We start from the raw sequence: 16,667 nt of genomic DNA on the forward strand, positions 1-16,667 counted from the left end.
TGGGAGTCGGGAGGGAGCTTAGCCTCGAGCCAATCAGAACCGCATAGCACCGCGCCTCGTCCTCTCCAACCGCCTGCGTTGCTCGGGGCTCGCATTCGCTCACACCCTGCGCTACTCAGCCCTCGCGCGGATGGGCGCGGCCACTCGCGGGCCGCGCCCGCACGCGCCGACCGTAAAGGAAATTATATATAATTCTCAAGTATATAAATATATTGCTAAGGGAATCAAATATCGTTCCTCACTTTCGGCTCGCGTTCGGGTCCGTCCGACTCCGTGAATCACGAACGGCCGACCACCGAACCACGAACGCCCAACTCCACGCGCTTTTACGCGCGGACTACGTAGACGACCACAGTATGAGCGAAACCGCAGAGCGCGTCGCGGTGACTTGCCCGTCCTGCTCGCCCGACGTGGAGACGGTCCACGAGGTACTCAAAGAGGGGAGCGGGCAGTTTACCGTGCGCTGTACGGAGTGCAGTCACGTCCACAAGACGGCGATAGAGCGAGAAGAAGACGTAGAGCGCGACGTAATCGTCTCCCAAGACGGCGAGTCGTTCACCGCCACCGCGGACGCCCCGCCCGAGGAAACCGTCGCGGTCGGCGAGGAGTTCGTCCTCGAAACGCCCGAGGCAATCATGGTCGTGCGCATCACCGACCTCCAGTTGGGCGACGAGAAGCGCACCGACGAGGCGAAGGTCGAGGACGTGGAGACGTTCTGGACCCGCGCCGTGGACAACGTTCGAGTCAACGTCACCATCAACCCGACCGACGGCCGCCGCGACGACTCTCGGGGCGTCAAAATCGACGTGCCGGGCGACTACGAGTTCGAGGTCGGCGAAGTCGAGGAGTTCGGCGACGAGAAGTTCGAAGTCAAGTCCATCGCGGTCCGCGACGACGCGACGGGCTACGACTTCAACCCTCTCGGCGAGAAAGGCGACACCGCGGTCGCAAAGGACGTAAAGCGCGTCTACGGCGACGACGAAACGTCGTCGGCGTGGTCGGCGTGGTAACGCGGTGAGCTAGCATGTTCGGGGGAGGGGAAGACGAACACGACCGGGACGCCGACGACCGAAATCGAGACGCCGACGACTACCGGACCGCCCGCGAGCGGATGGTTGCGCGACTCGCCGAGCGCGAGAGCCTCGGCGAATCGACTCTTGCGGCGATGCGTGCGGTCCCGCGCCACGAGTTCGTTCCGGCGACCAGTCGGGACCGGGCCTACGAGGACCGACCGCTCCCCATCGGGAGCGACCAGACCATCAGCGCGCCCCACATGGTTGCGTCGATGGTCGATTCGCTCGACCTCGATTCGGGCGAGCGCGTCCTCGAAATCGGGACCGGATGCGGCTACCACGCCGCGGTCACGGCCGAGGTGGTCGGGCCAGAGAACGTCCACAGTGTCGAGTACCACGAATCGCTTGCACGAGAGACCCGCGAACGACTCGACCGCCTCGGCTACGGCGCGATTTCGGTCCGGGTCGGCGACGGTCACGAGGGATGGCCCGAGTTCGCGCCCTACGACGCCGCGTACCTGACCTGCGCCGCGACCGACTTCCCGACCGCGGTGGTCGAACAGGTCCGGCCCGAAGGGAGACTACTCGGTCCCATCAACGCTCCCGCCGGTCGCTCGGCGGGCCAGCATCTCGTCTTCGCGCGCCGTCGCGCCGACGGAAGCCTCGACCGCGAGACCCGCGGCGGGGTCCGGTTCGTCCCGATGCAGGAGGACTAAGCCGACGCCGCCGCATCGTTCGGACATGGACTACCGCGAAGCTCTACTCCTGTGGGCCGCCCGCGAGACGGGGGTCCTCGAAGCCGTCACGACCGACGCCGAGACGCCCGCGGAAGTCGCCGACGAGACGGGCGTCACCGAACGCGCCGCCCGCATCGTCCTCGAAGCGATGGCCGAGTTGGGCTATCTGGAAGCCGTCGGCGGCAGAGCCGCCGACGGCGACGACCGAACCGACATCCGCTACGAGATTACGAACCGCGCGCTCGGGTTCGTCGCCAAGGCCGACGTGCGCTCGGTCGGGCCGGTGCCCCACGCTCTCGACTGCGTGGACCGCTGGATTCGACTCCCGGAGACGATGAAGTCCGGCGAACCGCCCGCTCCGGAGGCGACTTCCGAGGACTGGACCACCAACTTCGTGGGCGCGATGGCCACCGTGGACGACGCCGCAGTCCGTGCCAGCGTCACCGCCGCGGTCCACCGGAACCCCGACGCAGAGCGCGTGCTGGACGCGGGAGGCGGACCGGGGGTCTTCTCGAAGGAGTTCGTCCGGCGGGGGTTCGACGTGACGCTCGTGGACCGACCCGACGTAATCGACATCGACCGGCAGTTTCTCGAACACGAACCCATCGAACTGGTCGAGGGCGACATCACCGACGAACTCCCCGAGGGTCGGTTCGGTCTCGTGTTCTGCTCGCGGGTCGCTCACGCGCTGAGTCCCGACGCGAACCGCCAGTTTCTCGCCGAGGCGTTCGACGCCCTCGAACCCGGCGGTTCGGTCGTGCTGACCGACAAGGTACGGGACCGGGCCGACGACGCGGCGCTGTTCGGCGCGCACATGCTCGCCCAGACCGACGCGGGCGACACCTACACCGAAGACGAGTTCTCGGGATGGCTTCGGAACGCCGGGTTCGTGGACGTGGAAGTCCGGGACGTGCCGGGTCTCGACCAGCAAATCATCGCGGGACGGCGGCCGGGCGATTGAAGTTCTCTCGTCACCACGGGGGACGTATGGACCTCGCGGTGCTGTGCGACGACATGGTCGATAGCCTCGAACACCCCTCGAAAGGGGTCGTCTCCAGCGAGAGCGTCAGCGCCGCGATGCGTGCGGTCCCGCGCCACGAGTTCGTCGAGGACGACCGACTGGCTTACGCCGACCGGTCTTTCGAGCATCGGGGCACCCGCGTCCTCGCGCCGAGTACCGCGGCCCGACTGCTGGAAGCCCTCGACGCCGGTGAGGGCGATTCGGTCCTCGTCGTCGGCGCTGGCGTGGGCTACACCGCCGCGGTCCTCGCGGAAATCGTCGGCGAACACAACGTCCACGCGGTGGACATCACCCGAAGCGTGGTGCTTGACGCCCGGCGCACCCTCGCGTCTGCGGGCTACGACGGCGTCTTCGTGGACTGTCGGGACGGGTCGGGCGGACTGCCGGAGTACGCGCCGTTCGACCGAATCCTCGTGGAAGCGGCCGCGGCCGACCCACCGCGACCGCTCGTGGAGCAACTCGCCTCGGACGGTAGACTGGTCATCCCGGTCGGGGTCGGCGAGCAGTCGCTGACCGCGATAGAGGGCGACGAGGTGGGCGACCAGAAGGGTCGTCCGCTCGGCACCGTGGCGTTCGCGCCGCTTCTCGTGGCGGGCGAGGAAGCCGACTCCATCGAGCGCAACCGGACCGTCCGCGAGGACCGCGAACGGGCCGAGCGTGCCCTCGAGCGCCGGACCGGGTGGGAGCGCGACTGGATAGACTGGGACGGCGACGAGGGCCTGTCGGACTGATTCGCTCGGCCCTCAGTCCCGAATTACGAGTATCGCGGTGTTCTCGCGCTCGTCGGCGTAGTCGCTTCCGGCGGGCGGTTTGATGCGCACCTCCAGCGTGCCCTCCTGCTGGTTCGGACCGAGTTCGGGGGCGACGTGGACGCTGACTTCGCCGTCCTCGTCGGTGGTCTCGGTCTCAACGTCGTCGAGGGTCGCCGTGCCACCGGTGACGACCACCGTCGCGTCCTCGACCGGTTCGCCGTCGGGGTCCACGACCACGATGTCGATGTCCTCGCTCTCGGGACCGATTACCGCGGGGTCGGGTTTCGCGTCGAGTTCAGCGACGGTGAGACCGCCGACGCCCGACAGCATGTTCATCATCACGCCGAGGCTGGCGACGCCGACCACGAGGGCGATGACGAGACGGATTGGCAGGCCTTCGATTGCGCGCGAGTCGGACCGGAATCGTCGGAAAGTTCGCATGGACGGGGTTCGTCCCGTTCTCCGATTTAAACCCTCGTCCGCTACGGTTCGTGTTGCCGTCGTCGCCGGTTCCGACCCTCACATCACCGCATCGACCTCCCGAAGGTTGAAGTACGGAGACGGGACGAACCCCGCCCGTGACCCACGTCCTCGGTCGCCGCGACCCCGAACCGTCCCGCGAAACCGCCGTCTCTGGCTCCCTCGGGACCTACCGCGCCCGCGACGGAAGCCCCGGCGCGCGGGTCCGCATCGACCTCGACGGTCCCCACGCCGGACTCGTCGTCGGCAAACGCGGCTACGGGAAATCGTACACGCTCGGCGTTCTCGCCGAAGAAATCGTCCGCGCCGAAGGGGTCGTCCCGGTCGTCGCCGACACGATGGGCGTCTTCTCGTCGCTCGCGGACCTCGGCGCGAACGTCGTCGCACGCCCCCGCGTCACCGCCGACTCGCTCGCGCCGCGGGCGTGGTGTGACCTGCTCGGACTCGCGCCGGACGCCGCGACGGGCGCGCTGGTGTGGCAGGCCGCCGCCGGGCGCTCTACTCTCGACGGGATGCGCGCGTTCGTCGCCGACGCCGACACTAAGGCCGACCGCGCGACCCGCCGGTCGGCCGACAACCACCTCGCGCTGGCCGAGTCGTGGGGCGTCTTCGCGCCGGAGGGCCTGACCGCGAGCGACTTCGCCGAAACCCCGGCGGGGACCGTGCTGGACCTCTCGGGTCTCGACCCCGCGCCCGCGAACGCGGTCCTGCACGCGGTCGCAAGTGGTCTCTACGACTACTGCGTCCGCGAGTTCCCTCCCCGCCTCCCGTGGCTACTCGTGGACGAAGCCCACGCCTTCTTCGACGGCATCGCGGCCTCCGCGCTCCGGACTGCTCTCACGCGGGGCCGCCAGCCCGGTCTGAGCCTCGTCGCGGCGACTCAGCGACCGAGCGCGCTCCCGGCAGTCGCAGTCTCGCAGGCCGACCTCCTGCTGGCCCACCGCCTCACCTCGCGGGCCGACATCGACGCCCTCACGGAGGCCCGGCCGACCTACCTCACCTCGTTCGAAGCTCGCCTGCCCGACGCGCCCGGCGACGTTCTGCTCGTGGACGACGCCACCGAGAGCGTCCACGCGGTCCGGGTCCGCGAGCGCGAGACGCCCCACGGTGGCGACAATCCGAGCGCGAGCGACCGATGAAAGCCCGCACCGACCCGCTCCGAAAGCCGTTTGCCCGTCGCCGCGCTGGTCTCCGACGAGTATCGAATGTCGGAGACCGACGCTCACTCGGCGACCGAGGACCCGGGCGCTCGCTGGCTCGAACGACTCGAACCCCTTCTGCTCGTCGCGGTCGGCGGGTTCGCCGGGGCGATTCTCCGTCACGCCGTCGCCGCGGCGTTCCCCGGCGGCTTTCCGTGGGGCACGCTCGCGGTCAACGTCGCGGGAAGTTTCGCGCTCGGCGCTCTCCTCTACGAGGCCGAGTTATCGGGCCGACTCAGCGCCGAGACCCGACTCGTCCTCGGTACCGGATTCCTCTCGTCGTTCACGACCTACAGCACCTTCGCGGTCCAGACCGCCGCGCTCTCGCCGACGTTGGCCGTCGCCAACGTCGGCGCGAACTACGCGCTCGGGTTCGTCGCCGTCCTCGCGGGACGCGCCGCGGTCGGGGAGGTGACGGGATGAACCCCTTCCTGCTGGTCGGCGCGGGCGGCGTCCTCGGCGCTCTCTCGCGGTTCGCGGTCGGGTCGCGGATACCCGACCGCCAGCGCGACACGCTCGCGGTCAACGTCCTCGGAAGTTTCGCTCTCGGCGCGCTGACGGCCGGACTCGCCGCCGACGCCGCCCTGTTGACCCTGTTCGGCACCGGGTTCTGCGGCGCGTTCACGACGTTCTCCAGTTTCGCAGTCGAGACGGTCGAACTCTACGAAAGCGGCGCGCGACAGGAAGCAATCGGAAACGCGGCGCTGAACCTCGTCGGCGCACTGCTCGCGGTCGGACTCGGCGGATGGACGGCGACGGCGCTCGCCTGACTCCGACCGGCGACCCGTCCGCGGACTACCGAAGGAGGTCCCACACCCACAGGCCGACGCCGAGACTCACGAGAACGATGCCCAGCGTCGAAGTGACGGGTTCGGGAACGAGAAACAGCAGGACGCCCACGAGCAAGAGCGCCGGAATCAACTCCTCGTGCAGGAAGTTCCATCTGTCGGGAGGTTCGCCGTCGGCGTCCTCGCTCACGTCGAGGCGAACGACCGACTACCAGTTACGCTTTCGGGCGCGAGCGACTGACTCGTCGCTCACGAGTTGGCGTCGGAAGAAAGCGCCCGAGGCGGGATTTGAACCCGCGTCACAACCGTGACAGGGTTGTATGATGGGCCACTACACCACCCGGGCTTCCGAGTGCATACTATCCTTTCGCCGGGCTATATTAATGTATACCGATTTCTTTCTGTTTTGCCTTGTGTTATCACGGGCCGAAATCCGAACGCATCTTCTATCGAACGAGGAAGAGGCGACTGGAATATTCACGATAACTCGCCGTCAAACTCGTATTCTTCGGCCCAGTTAATCGATGGGTGGTCTACGTCTGCTTCGAACCGGAGTTCCATTTTCTGCTCAGTCGCTTCTTCGATATCTATCCAGTAGAGCGTCTCGTTTGCTGGATATCTGACGACAAACGCATCTACTTCACCGTAGTACGTGTCTTCGTGGTACTCTCCTTCTTTGGTGGTTTGCGAATGAGTGTTGAACCGCATCGTATTTTCTTTATTTCTCCATCCTGTTTTACACTGAATACGATACAAGTTCTTTCCGTCGTCCGCTATCAGGTCGTACTTGTCGTTATCTCCGAATGGGACCGAGACACTGTATCCGTTCGAAATTAACTCGTGGATGACTTTCGCTTCGGTTTCGTCACCTTTGTCCTTCGAGTTGATGGTGCCCATCGCTGTTTCAAGTAGCCCGGCCTCTTGTATAATATCGGCTATTTAGTCGAAAAGGTGGTGGTTATTTTACCTGTACTGCGCGAACGCGCGGCTAACAGAGTTCAGTCTCTTCGTGAGGTAATTACTGGTTATAGAGCTACGACTTGTCGGAAGATATTTCACGGAAGAAAGCGCCCGAGGCGGGATTTGAACCCGCGTCACAACCGTGACAGGGTTGTATGATGGGCCACTACACCACCCGGGCTTCCGAGTGCATCTCTTCGTTGTCCCCGGTTTAACTTAAGGCTTCTCAAACGAGTCGGCCGCGTCACCGCGTCCCGTGTTTCGACTCCCTGCGACACGTGCCCTTGCCCCAAACGATTTATACCTCCGTGAAGTCGGTGACATTTGTGGGTATTCCCCGCGGTCACGTCCCGGCGGGGTGGGTCGAACAGTCAGCCGTGCGCGGGCTACTTAGCAAGTCTTAAATGAATTCCCTGTGTAATGCCCTGTAGTATCTCGTGATAGCCATTTCTCCCTCTTGCCAGACAACCCACCACACATGGTAGACGTAAGCCAACACGACATGGTTCCGGACCACAGCGTCGTCGCCGACGAGGAGTTAGACGACGTGATGGAGGAGTACGACATCAAACCGACCGACCTGCCGAAAATCAAGCGCACCGACCCCGCACTGCCGGACGACGCGGAGGTCGGTGACGTAATCAAAATCGTGCGAGATTCCCGAACGACAGACACCGCGACGACCTACCGACTGGTGGTAGAATAATAATGAACCGAGAAGACAGACGTGCCATCTCCCGAGAGTACTTCTCGAAGGAACGGCTCGCAGAACACCACTACCGCTCGTTCAACAGCTTCCTGAACCGCGGCATGCAGGAAGTCGTAGACGAGAAAGGCACCATCGACACCGACATCGGTGACAAGGAAGACGAGGAGCCGGTCCACGTCGAGCTGGGCGACGTTCGAATCGTGACCCCGCGCGTGCGGGAGGCCGACGGGAGCGAAGAACTCCTCTACCCGCAGGAGGCCAGACTGCGAAACATCACCTACGCCGCGCCCGTGTTCATGGAGATGTCCATCGTCAAGGGCGAGGGCGAAGACGAACGCGTCGTGGACGCCACCGAGACCAAGGTGGGCCGGATGCCCATCATGGTCGGCTCCGAGAAGTGTAACATCTCGGGCTTCTCCGACGAGGAACTCGTCGAAATCGGCGAGGACCCCGCCGACCCCGGTGGCTACTTCATCGTCAACGGCTCCGAGCGAGTCCTGATGACGAGCGAGGACCTCGCGCCGAACAAGATTCTCGCGGAGTACGACACCAAGTACGGCGACGAGATTCAGGTCGCCAAGACGTTCAGCCAGCGCCGGGGCTACCGCGCGCTGGTGTTGGTCGAGCGCACCCGCGACGGCCTGCTCGAAGTGTCGTTCCCCTCGGTTTCGGGGAGCGTCAACTTCGTGACGCTGGTCCGGGCGCTCGGACTGGAGTCCGACGAGGAAATCGTCCACCGGGTGTCCGACGACCCCGAAATCGTGAAGTTCATGCTCGAAAATCTGGAGGCCGCCGACGTGCAGACCGAGGAGGAGGCCATCGAGTCCCTCGGCAAGCGCGTCGCCTCCGGGCAGGGCAAGAACTACCAACTCAAGCGCGCCAACTACGTCATCGACCGGTACCTCCTGCCCCACCTCCACGAGGAGGGCGTCGAGGAGGAGGACGTGCGCATCAACAAGGCCTACTACCTCTGTCGGATGGCCGAGGCGTGCTTCGAGTTGGCGCTCGAACGGCGCGAACCCGACGACAAGGACCACTACGCCAACAAGCGCCTGAAGGTCAGCGGCGACCTGATGAAAGACCTGTTCCGGACCGCGCTGAACAAGCTGGCTCGGGACGTGAAGTACCAGTTGGAGCGCGCCAACATGCGAAACCGCCAACTGTCGGTCAACACCGTGGTTCGGTCTGACGTGCTGACCGAGCGACTCGAACACCCGATTGCGACCGGCAACTGGGTCGGCGGGCGCTCGGGCGTCTCCCAACTGGTGGACCGCACCGACTTCATGGGGGTCCTCTCGCACCTCCGGCGACTCCGCTCGCCGCTCTCGCGGAGTCAGCCACACTTCGAGGCGCGGGACCTGCACGCGACCCAGTGGGGTCGCATCTGTCCCTCCGAGACCCCTGAGGGACCGAACTGTGGGCTGGTGAAGAACTTCGCGCAGGCGATGGAACTCTCCCAGAACATCGAGGACGAACAGGGCCTGAAACGAGAACTGACTTCGATGGGTGTCGAAGGCATCCCCGGTATCGAAGGCGTCGAACCAACTGCAAGCGCAGACGACTAACATGAGTCAGGGACGAGAAGCGAAAGTATACGTGAACGGTAGTCTGGTCGGTACCCACCCCGACCCCGAACAGCTCGCAGAACAGGTCCGCCACGCACGTCGCCGCGGCGACGTGTCCGAGATGGTCAACGTCTCGGTCAAAGAGCGGACCCGCGAAGTCATCATCAACGCCGACGCGGGCCGCGCCCGCCGACCGCTCCTCGTCATCGAGGACGGCGAACCCCTCGCAACCGAGGAAGAAGTCGAGGCGCTCAAGAACGGTGACCTCGACTTCGAGGACCTCGTCGAGCGCGGGAAAGTCGAGTTCATCGACGCCGAGGAGGAAGAGGACATCTACGTCGCGGTGGACGAAGAACACCTCACGCCAGACCACACCCACCTCGAAGTGGACCCGCAACTCATCTTCGGTATCGGTGCGGGCATGGTCCCGTACCCCGAACACAACGCCTCGCCCCGGATTACGATGGGGTCGGGGATGATAAAGCAGTCGCTCGGGCTTCCGGCGGCGAACTACCGCATCCGGCCTGACACGCGACAACACCTCCTACACTACCCGCAGCTCTCGATGGTCAAGACCCAGACCACCGAGCAAATCGGCTACGACGAGCGACCCGCGGCCCAGAACTTCACGGTCGCGGTCATGTCCTACGAAGGGTTCAACATCGAGGACGCGCTGGTCCTGAACGGCGGGTCGGTGGACCGCGCGCTCGCTCGCTCGCATTTCTTCCGGACCTACGAGGGCGAGGAACGGCGCTACCCCGGCGGTCAGGAGGACCGCTTCGAGATTCCGAGCGACGACGTGCGCGGCGCGCGCGGTGAGGACGCCTACACCCACCTCGACGAGGACGGACTCGTCAACCCCGAGACGCGGGTGGACGAGAACAGCGTCCTGCTCGGCAAGACCAGTCCGCCGCGGTTCCTCGAAGAACCCGACGACATGGGCGGTCTCTCCCCGCAGAAGCGCCGGGAGACCTCCGTCACGATGCGCTCCGGTGAATCGGGCGTCGTGGACACCGTGACCCTGATGGAGGGCGAGGACGGTTCGAAGCTCTCGAAGGTCTCGGTGCGCGACGAGCGCATCCCGGAACTCGGCGACAAGTTCGCGTCCCGGCACGGCCAGAAGGGTGTCGTGGGCCACATCGCGCCCCAAGAGGACATGCCGTTCACCGAGGGCGGCGTCGTCCCGGACCTCATCATCAACCCCCACGCCCTGCCGTCCCGGATGACGGTCGGCCACGTGCTGGAGATGATTGGCGGGAAGGTCGGTGCGCTCGAAGGCCGCCGCGTGGACGGGACGCCGTTCACCGGCGAGGACGAGGAGGAACTCCGCGGCGGACTCGAAGAACAGGGCTTCAAGTCCTCCGGGAAGGAAATCATGTACTCCGGCATCACCGGGGAGAAAATCGAGGCCGAAATCTTCATCGGGACGATTTTCTACCAGAAGCTCTACCACATGGTGAGCAACAAACTGCACGCCCGTTCCCGCGGGCCGGTGCAGGTGCTGACCCGCCAACCCACCGAGGGGCGCGCCCGCGAGGGTGGTCTCCGCGTGGGTGAGATGGAACGGATGGTCCTCGTCGCGCACGGTGCCGCGCTGACGCTGAAAGAGCGCCTGCTGGACGAGTCCGACCGCGAGTGGATATACGTCTGTGGCGAGTGTGGCATGAGCGCAGTTGAGAACGTCGAACAGAACCGGGTCTACTGTCCCAACTGTGACGAGGAGACCGACATCCACGAAGTCGAGATGTCCTACGCGTTCAAGCTTCTGCTCGACGAGATGAAAGCACTCGGCATCGCACCGCGACTCGAACTCGAAGACGCTGTTTAAAACAATGTCAACAGGACAAACACCCAAGGAAATCGGCGAAATTAGCTTCGGGCTGATGGACCCCGAGGAGTACCGAGAGATGTCGGCGACCAAAATCATCACCGCCGACACGTACGACGACGACGGCTTCCCCATCGACATGGGCCTGATGGACCCGCGACTGGGCGTCATCGACCCCGGACTGGAGTGCAAGACCTGCGGCAAGCACTCCGGGTCGTGTAACGGCCACTTCGGTCACATCGAACTCGCCGCGCCCGTCATCCACGTCGGGTTCACGAAGCTCATCCGACGACTCCTGCGTGGGACCTGTCGGAACTGCTCGCGCCTCCTGCTGACCGAGGACGAGAAGGAGAAGTACGAGTCGAAGCTCACCCGGACCAAGGAACTCGGCGACGACGTTACCGACGTGACCAAGGCCGCCATCCGGGAGGCCCGAAAGAAGGACCGATGCACCTACTGCGGCGAGGTCCAGTACGACATCAACCACGAGAAGCCGACCACCTACTACGAGGTCCAGCAGGTCCTCACCAGCGAGTACTCCGAGCAAATTGCGTCCGCGATGCAGGGCGACGAGGAGGAGGGCCGCGAACCGATGGCTCCCCAAGAACTCGCCGACGCGACGGACATCGACCTCTCGCGCATCAACGAAATCATGTCCGGCGAGTTCCGGCCCCGCGAGGACGACCGGAAGGCCATCGAGAAGGCGCTGGACATAGACCTCACCGAGGAGGACATGAACAAACTGATGCCCAGCGACATCCGGGACTGGTTCGAGGACATCCCGGACGAGGACGTGGGAACGCTCGGCATCGACCCCGACCGCTCGCGCCCCGAGTGGATGATTCTAACGGTCCTTCCGGTTCCGCCCGTGACCGCCCGGCCGTCCATCACGCTGGACAACGGCCAGCGCTCCGAGGACGACCTGACCCACAAACTGGTGGACATCATCCGCATCAACCAGCGGTTCATGGAGAACCGCGAGGCGGGTGCGCCCCAACTCATCATCGAGGACCTCTGGGAACTGCTCCAGTACCACGTCACCACCTTCATGGACAACGAGATTTCGGGCACGCCGCCCGCCCGACACCGGTCGGGCCGACCCCTCAAGACCCTCAGCCAGCGTCTGAAGGGCAAGGAAGGTCGCTTCCGCGGGTCGCTCTCGGGTAAGCGCGTCAACTTCTCGGCGCGTACCGTCATCTCGCCCGACCCGACGCTCTCGCTGAACGAGGTCGGCGTCCCCGAGCGAGTCGCCCAAGAGATGACCCAGACGATGAACGTCACCGACCGGAACGTAGAGGAGGCCCGGCGCTACGTCGCCAACGGTCCCGAGGCCCATCCGGGCGCGAACTACGTCAAGCGACCCGACGGTCGCCGCCTCAAAGTCACCGAGAAGAACTGCGAAGAACTCTCGACCAAGGTCGAACCCGGTTGGGAAGTCAACCGCCACATGGTCGACGGCGACATCGTTATCTTCAACCGCCAGCCGTCGCTCCACCGGATGTCCATCATGGCCCACGAAGTGGTCGTGATGCCGTACAAGACGTTCCGACTCAACACCGTCGTCTGTCCGCCGTACAACGCCGACTTCGACGGCGACGAGATGAACATGCACGCCCTCCAGAACGAGGAGGCCCGCGCGGAGGCGCGCGTCCTCATGCGCGTGCAGGAACAAATCCTGTCGCCGCGCTTCGGCGCGAACATCATCGGTGCGATTCAGGACCACATCTCGGGGACGTATCTGCTCACCAACGAGAACCCACACTTCAACGAGACGCAGGCGCTCGACCTCCTGCGGGCGACTCGAATCGACGAACTGCCCGACCCCTCGGGCACCGACGACGAGGACGAACCCTACTGGACCGGTCGAGACATCTTCTCGGAACTGCTCCCGAGCGACCTCAATCTCGAATTCACCGGCACGGTCGGCGACGACGTAATCATCGAGGACGGCCAACTCATAGAGGGCACCATCGCCGAGGACGAGGTGGGCGAGTTCGGCGGTGAAATCGTAGACACCATCACGAAGGTCTACGGTAACACTCGCTCGCGCGTCTTCATCAACGAGGTTGCCGCGCTTGCGATGCGCTCCATCATGCACTTCGGGTTCTCTATCGCAATCGACGACGAGTCGATTCCCGGAGAGGCCCAGAACCGAATCGACGAGGCCATCGACAACGCCTACGACCGAGTTGAAGAACTCATCGAGACGTACCAGAACGGCGACCTCGAATCCCTGCCCGGTCGGACCGTAGACGAGACGCTGGAGATGAAGATAATGCAGACGCTCGGCAAGGCCCGCGACTCCGCGGGTGACATCGCCGAGGAACACTTCGACGAGGACAACCCGGCCGTCGTGATGGCCAAGTCCGGCGCGCGTGGGTCGATGCTGAACCTGACCCAGATGGCGGGTTGCGTCGGCCAGCAGGCAGTCCGCGGCGAGCGAATCAACCGCGGGTACGAGAACCGGACGCTCAGCCACTTCAAGCAGAACGACCTCTCGGCGAAGGCCCACGGCTTCGTGGAACACTCCTACACGGGCGGACTCGACCCCCGCGAGTTCTTCTTCCACGCGATGGGTGGCCGCGAGGGTCTCGTGGACACGGCAGTCCGTACCTCCAAGTCCGGATACCTCCAGCGCCGTCTGATGAACGCGCTGAGCGAACTCGAAGCCCAGTACGACGGGACCGTGCGGGACACCAACGACCGCATCGTCCAGTTCGAGTTCGGCGAGGACAGCACGAGTCCGGTGAAGGTGTCTCACAACGCCGACAGCGAAATCGACGTGGACCAAATCGCCGACCGCGTTCTCGAAGAGGCCTTCGACAGCGAAGACCAGAAGATGGAGTTCCTCGGCGAGAAGGCCCGACCGACCAACCTCTCGGAACACACCGAGACGCGTAGTAGCACTCCCAGCACTCGGGAGGTGGAGTCCGATGACTGATTACGACGTATCCGAAGACGTAGCGGCCGTCGTCGAAGACACCGACCTCCCCCAACGACTGAAAAACGAGGTGTACGAGACGGTCGAAGCGCGCGACGGCGTGACCGTAGACCAAGCCGACCAAATCGCCCGCGCCGTCGAGAACCGCTATCTCGACACGCGAGTCGACCCGCTCGACCCCGTGGGCGTCGTCTCCGCCCAGTCCATCGGGGAACCCGGAACGCAGATGTCGATTCCTGCCGACGAGTCCGTACTCGTTCGGCGCGACGGCGAGACGCGAACGACCGAAATCGGTCCGCTCGTAGACAACCTGATGGCGAGTCGTGAAACGCGCGAACTCGACGGACACGAGGTCGCGCTTGCACCGGACGACTTGGAAGTCGTCAGCCTCCGCGACGACGAGCGCGTTTCGTGGAAGACCGTCGAGGAAATCAGCCGCCACGAAACCCCCGACGAACTGCTCGAAATCGAACTCGAATCGGGACGCTCGATTCGCGCCACGAAGTCACATTCGTTCGTCACCCGGCAGGACAACGAAGTCGTGCCCGTCACGGGTGACGACCTCGATGCAGGCGACTGGATTCCGGTCGTCGGCGACCTCCGAGTTGGTGACGGTAGCGAGACGGCCGACCTCCGGGAGTTCCTTCCGGCAGACGACTACTGGTACACGTCTACCCTCACCGACGGTGGCGTCGAAACGCTCCCCGGTGGCGATTCCCAGATTCGGAACAAGAGACAGGCTCTCGAAGACGGTGAGCTGAAAGAGCGCTTCGTCTATCCCGTTCAGGGAACGACGGGTCTCCCCGAACAGTTCCCGCTTGACGAGGAAACTGGTTTCTTCGTCGGGGCGTGGCTCGCCGAAGGGTCGCTTACTGACTACTATGTCTCCGTGTCGAACGTCGATTCGACGTTCCAGAATCGCGTTCGGACGTTCGCCGAGCGGTTCGGCCTCTCGGTCAACGAGTACGAGAACACGAGTGGGTTCGCCGACGGATACGACATCCGCGTCAACGGGAAAGTCCTCGCCGACTTCCTGCGGGTGGCTTGCACCGACGACGGCGAGAAAGTCGTTCCCGGATTCGCGTTCGGCGCGTCTTCGGAGTTCGTCCGTGGCCTGCTGACGGGTTACTTCAGCGGTGACGGCAACGTCGGGAAGAACTCGGTGCGAGCGAGTTCGACATCCGACCGGCTCACCGAAGGTGTCGCCTTCCTCCTCGCCCGATTCGGACTGTTCGCCACGCTCGGCGAACAGGACGACTCCAAGACGCTTCGCCTACCGAAAAAGCACGTTCCGGCGTTCGAGGACCGAATCGGCATGGTGGGCGAGCGTGGCGAGCAACTCGCCGAACTCGCGGCTACCATCGACGGCGACGGTCCTGACGCGACCGACATGATTCCGAACTTCGGAGACGCACTCGAAGACGCCGCGAGTGCCGCTGGAATCCCCCAGCGACAGGTCAACAGCGCGACGAAGCGCCAGCGAATCGGTCGGCGGACGCTCGCCGAGTTCGTCGCCCGCGTCGAGCGGAGGGCCGATGAACGACCGGACGCGCTGGACGACCTCGAGCAGGCAGTTTCGGGCGACGTGATTTGGGACCGCATCGAATCCATCGAGACGGTCGAAAGTGACCACGAGTACGTCTACGACTTCTCGGTCGAAGGACTGGAGACGTTCACCACCGCGTCCGGGGTCGTCACTCACAACACGATGAACACGTTCCACTACGCGGGGGTCGCGGAAATCGACGTGACGCAGGGTCTGCCGCGACTCATCGAGTTGGTGGACGCTCGGAAGACCCCGGACACGCCGATGATGACGGTCTACCTCGAAGACGAGTACGCGACCGACCGCGAACGCGCTCACGAGGTCGTCTGGCAAATCGAGGCGACGAAGATTCTGGCGCTCGGGGACATCTCGACCAACGTCGCCGACATGGTAGTCTCCATCGACCTGAATCCCGAGACGCTCGAAGAACGCTGGCCGCTCGTGACCGGCACCGAGGAAGTCGCCGCCGAAATCGCCGAAATCATCCAAGACGAACTCGGCGTGACGACGAAACAGCAGGGCGCACAAATCCAGTTCGGCCCGGACGAGCCGAGCTATCGTGACCTGCTCCAACTCGTCGAGGACCTCCGCGAGATTACCTTCAAGGGTATCGAGGACATCTCTCGCGTGGTCATCCGGAAAGAGCAACTCGACGACGGCGAGGAGTTCGTCCTCTACACCGAGGGGTCGGCGTTCGGCGACGTAATCGAAATCGAGGGCGTGGACGCGAGTCGGACCACCTCGAACAACATCCACGAGATTCACAAGAACCTCGGCATCGAGGCGGCCCGCGAAGCCATCATCGAGGAGACGAAAAACACCCTCGAAGAACAGGGGTTGGACGACGTGAACATCCGCCACCTGATGCTGGTGGCCGACATCATGACCAACCGCGGCACCATCGAGTCCATCGGTCGCCACGGCATCGCCGGGCAGAAAGACAGCGTGCTGGCGCGGGCGGCCTACGAGGTGACGGTCAACCACCTGCTCGACGCCGCCATCCACGGCGAGGTGGACGACCTGAACGGCGTCATCGAGAACGTCATCGCCGGAAAGCCGGTCCAAATCGGTACCGGCGACGTGGACCTCCGCATGGGTTCGCTGAGCGGCGACGAGGCCGCCGACTGA

The 16,667-nt window shown here is 64.4% G+C and carries 15 protein-coding genes and 2 tRNA genes; 12 read left to right on the forward strand and 5 right to left on the reverse strand.

Annotation, left to right across the window (positions count from 1 at the left end; translation table 11 throughout):
* The first annotated feature begins 356 nt into the window (after positions 1-356).
* The 4 genes from P2T60_RS00425 to P2T60_RS00440 are packed head-to-tail and all read left to right on the forward strand — an operon-like array spanning position 357 to position 3,502.
* Positions 357-1,010 (forward strand): HVO_0476 family zinc finger protein, encoded by a 654-nt coding sequence (locus P2T60_RS00425; RefSeq protein ID WP_276280585.1) that lies wholly within the window; start codon positions 357-359, stop codon positions 1,008-1,010.
* Positions 1,011-1,024: 14 nt separating this feature from the next.
* Positions 1,025-1,729, forward strand: a complete 705-nt coding sequence (locus P2T60_RS00430; RefSeq protein ID WP_420028691.1) for a protein-L-isoaspartate(D-aspartate) O-methyltransferase — start codon at positions 1,025-1,027, stop codon at positions 1,727-1,729.
* Between the two features lie 25 nt (positions 1,730-1,754).
* The gene (locus P2T60_RS00435; RefSeq protein WP_276280586.1) at positions 1,755-2,711 is read left to right on the forward strand and encodes a class I SAM-dependent methyltransferase; all 957 of its coding nucleotides are present in this window, start codon (positions 1,755-1,757) and stop codon (positions 2,709-2,711) included.
* A 26-nt stretch (positions 2,712-2,737) separates the two neighbouring features.
* Complete coding sequence (locus P2T60_RS00440; RefSeq protein WP_276280587.1) at positions 2,738-3,502, forward strand: protein-L-isoaspartate O-methyltransferase family protein; 765 nt, start codon at positions 2,738-2,740, stop codon at positions 3,500-3,502.
* 12 nt (positions 3,503-3,514) lie between these two features.
* Here the strand turns inward: P2T60_RS00440 and P2T60_RS00445 are convergent, their stop codons facing one another.
* Positions 3,515-3,964, reverse strand: coding sequence for a DUF7382 domain-containing protein (locus P2T60_RS00445; RefSeq protein ID WP_276280588.1), 450 nt, complete (start codon positions 3,962-3,964; stop codon positions 3,515-3,517).
* 137 nt (positions 3,965-4,101) lie between these two features.
* Between P2T60_RS00445 and P2T60_RS00450 the strand changes: the two genes are divergently transcribed.
* The 3 genes from P2T60_RS00450 to P2T60_RS00460 all read left to right on the forward strand — a co-directional run bounded on the left by P2T60_RS00450 (position 4,102) and on the right by P2T60_RS00460 (position 5,972).
* Complete coding sequence (locus P2T60_RS00450; RefSeq protein WP_276280589.1) at positions 4,102-5,142, forward strand: ATP-binding protein; 1,041 nt, start codon at positions 4,102-4,104, stop codon at positions 5,140-5,142.
* A 66-nt stretch (positions 5,143-5,208) separates the two neighbouring features.
* On the forward strand, positions 5,209-5,625 hold the full coding sequence (gene crcB, locus P2T60_RS00455) for a fluoride efflux transporter CrcB (protein WP_276280590.1): 417 nt from the start codon (positions 5,209-5,211) through the stop codon (positions 5,623-5,625).
* On the forward strand, positions 5,622-5,972 hold the full coding sequence (locus P2T60_RS00460; protein WP_276280591.1) for a fluoride efflux transporter FluC: 351 nt from the start codon (positions 5,622-5,624) through the stop codon (positions 5,970-5,972). The genes crcB and P2T60_RS00460 overlap by 4 nt, the downstream gene beginning before the upstream one ends.
* A 25-nt stretch (positions 5,973-5,997) precedes the next feature.
* Here the strand turns inward: P2T60_RS00460 and P2T60_RS00465 are convergent, their stop codons facing one another.
* The 4 genes from P2T60_RS00465 to P2T60_RS00480 all read right to left on the reverse strand — a co-directional run bounded on the left by P2T60_RS00465 (position 5,998) and on the right by P2T60_RS00480 (position 7,131).
* Positions 5,998-6,180 (reverse strand): hypothetical protein, encoded by a 183-nt coding sequence (locus P2T60_RS00465; protein ID WP_276280592.1) that lies wholly within the window; start codon positions 6,178-6,180, stop codon positions 5,998-6,000.
* A gap of 83 nt (positions 6,181-6,263) precedes the next feature.
* Positions 6,264-6,336: transfer RNA gene (locus tag P2T60_RS00470), tRNA-Asp, on the reverse strand.
* 131 nt (positions 6,337-6,467) lie between these two features.
* Complete coding sequence (locus tag P2T60_RS00475; RefSeq protein ID WP_276280593.1) at positions 6,468-6,887, reverse strand: group I intron-associated PD-(D/E)XK endonuclease; 420 nt, start codon at positions 6,885-6,887, stop codon at positions 6,468-6,470.
* A gap of 171 nt (positions 6,888-7,058) precedes the next feature.
* Positions 7,059-7,131, reverse strand: a tRNA-Asp gene (locus P2T60_RS00480).
* A 297-nt stretch (positions 7,132-7,428) separates the two neighbouring features.
* Between P2T60_RS00480 and P2T60_RS00485 the strand changes: the two genes are divergently transcribed.
* Genes P2T60_RS00485 through P2T60_RS00505 form a run of 5 tightly spaced genes read left to right on the forward strand, consistent with a single transcriptional unit; the run spans position 7,429 to position 16,667 of the window.
* A complete protein-coding gene (locus P2T60_RS00485; protein ID WP_276280594.1) occupies positions 7,429-7,656 on the forward strand; it encodes a DNA-directed RNA polymerase subunit H in 228 nt (75 codons plus the stop codon).
* 2 nt (positions 7,657-7,658) lie between these two features.
* Positions 7,659-9,224 (forward strand): DNA-directed RNA polymerase subunit B'', encoded by a 1,566-nt coding sequence (locus tag P2T60_RS00490; RefSeq protein ID WP_276280595.1) that lies wholly within the window; start codon positions 7,659-7,661, stop codon positions 9,222-9,224.
* Position 9,225: 1 nt separating this feature from the next.
* Positions 9,226-11,052, forward strand: coding sequence for a DNA-directed RNA polymerase subunit B (gene rpoB, locus P2T60_RS00495; protein WP_276280596.1), 1,827 nt, complete (start codon positions 9,226-9,228; stop codon positions 11,050-11,052).
* A gap of 4 nt (positions 11,053-11,056) precedes the next feature.
* Positions 11,057-13,993 carry a DNA-directed RNA polymerase subunit A' gene (locus tag P2T60_RS00500; RefSeq protein WP_276280597.1) on the forward strand — a complete coding sequence of 979 codons (2,937 nt, stop codon included), beginning with the start codon at positions 11,057-11,059 and terminating at the stop codon, positions 13,991-13,993.
* On the forward strand, positions 13,986-16,667 hold the full coding sequence (locus P2T60_RS00505; RefSeq protein ID WP_276280598.1) for a DNA-directed RNA polymerase subunit A'': 2,682 nt from the start codon (positions 13,986-13,988) through the stop codon (positions 16,665-16,667). The genes P2T60_RS00500 and P2T60_RS00505 overlap by 8 nt, the downstream gene beginning before the upstream one ends.

Origin of the sequence: Halorussus caseinilyticus (assembly GCF_029338395.1) — an archaeon.
Classification (GTDB): domain Archaea; phylum Halobacteriota; class Halobacteria; order Halobacteriales; family Haladaptataceae; genus Halorussus; species Halorussus caseinilyticus.